Below are 1,358 nucleotides of genomic sequence, written 5' to 3'. Positions count from 1 at the left end.
TCACACATTGGAACGGTGCGGTCATATGTCCGGCCTTTGCGCGCGGCACATGGCCGCTGGCCTCGATGAGATCCGCGGAACGAGGAGCTAAATCAAGTTTACGCGTTTGAGCGCATTGGGGGCAGTAGCTTCACTCGTTTCGGGATGTCGTCCCATGGGTTCATCGGCTGTTGTTGCACCTTGCCTCTGCCGGCCTGCGCCGGTCAGATCGCTTTGGCGGTCACTGCGTCCATCAGACGGCGGCCGCGGCAGTCAGCGGGTCGGGACGTCGGTACGTCCCACCCTTGTTCAGAAGCGCCCAGATGATCCGCGCCGTCTTGTTGGCCTGCGCGACCGCGGCAACCTTGAAGGGCCGTCTGGCGAGAAGCGCCTTCAGCCACGGCCGCGCCCGAGCGTCGTTTCGGACAACCCGCAAGACGGCCGTCGCCCCGACAACGAGGAGAGAGCGGAGTTCCGGATTTCCCATCTTCGATATTCCTCCCAGTCGCTCTTTGCCTCCGCTTGAATGAGGCCGCGGCGTCAATCCCAGCCAGGCGGCAAAGTGGCGAGCCGACTTGAACCCGCCGGGATCCGGCACGAGCGCCTTGATGGTCGCCGCCGTGATGGCGCCGACGCCAGGGATCGTGGTCAACCGACGCATGTCCTCGTCGTGCTTTGTCTCCACGACAATCGCGCGCTCGAGCCTCTCGATCTGGTCGGCTGAAGCTTCAATCTCGTCGGCAATAGCCTTCAGCGCGAAGCGCGCTGCTGCGGGCAGGCGAGCATCTGTCTGATCCCGTATGATTGCGACCAGCGTCTCAACTTTTGCCAGGCCGGCGGTGGCGATGATCCCCAATTCTGCCAGATGCGCGCGCAACGCGTTGACCGCCTGCGTTCGCTGCCGCACTAGAAGAGCGCGGGTCTTCAGCACCATCGCGGCAGCCTGTTGCTCAGCCGTCTTAATCGGTACGAAGCGCATGGTCTTTCGGGTCACCGCTTCGCTGATGGCCTCTGCGTCCGCCGCATCCGTTTTGCCTCGCTTTACGAAGGGTTTGACATAAGCCGGCGGAATGAGCCGCACCTCATGACCGAGAGCTGCGATCTCGCGCGCCCAATAGTGGGCGCTACCGCAGGCTTCCATCCCCACCAGGCATGGTGGCAGTTTTTCGAAGAAGCGCAGAACCTCGCTGCGCCGCAATTTCCTGTTGAACACGGGCGAGCCCTCCGCATCCGCGCCGTGAACCTGGAAAACGTTCTTGGCCAAATCTAACCCGATGGTGCTAACCTGTTTCACGGAACGGTCCTTCCTTTGTGGCGTTCGAACAACGACCACGTTCTAGCACTTTGATGCTGTTGGAGCGGGCCGTTCCACCACATCA

At 62.1% G+C, this 1,358-nt stretch carries 1 protein-coding gene; it reads right to left on the bottom strand.

Annotated features, from left to right (window positions below; all coding sequences use genetic code 11):
• Window positions 1-232: 232 nt before the first annotated feature.
• A complete protein-coding gene (locus IVA91_RS22730) occupies window positions 233-1,273 on the bottom strand; it encodes an IS110 family transposase (protein WP_247279020.1) in 1,041 nt (346 codons plus the stop codon).
• Between the last annotated feature and the right edge of the window lie 85 nt (window positions 1,274-1,358).

This window comes from Bradyrhizobium sp. 153 (assembly GCF_023073835.1).
GTDB lineage: Bacteria > Pseudomonadota > Alphaproteobacteria > Rhizobiales > Xanthobacteraceae > Bradyrhizobium.
The sequence above is the reverse complement of the archived record's forward strand: the minus strand, read 5'-3'. Positions and strand labels throughout refer to the sequence as shown.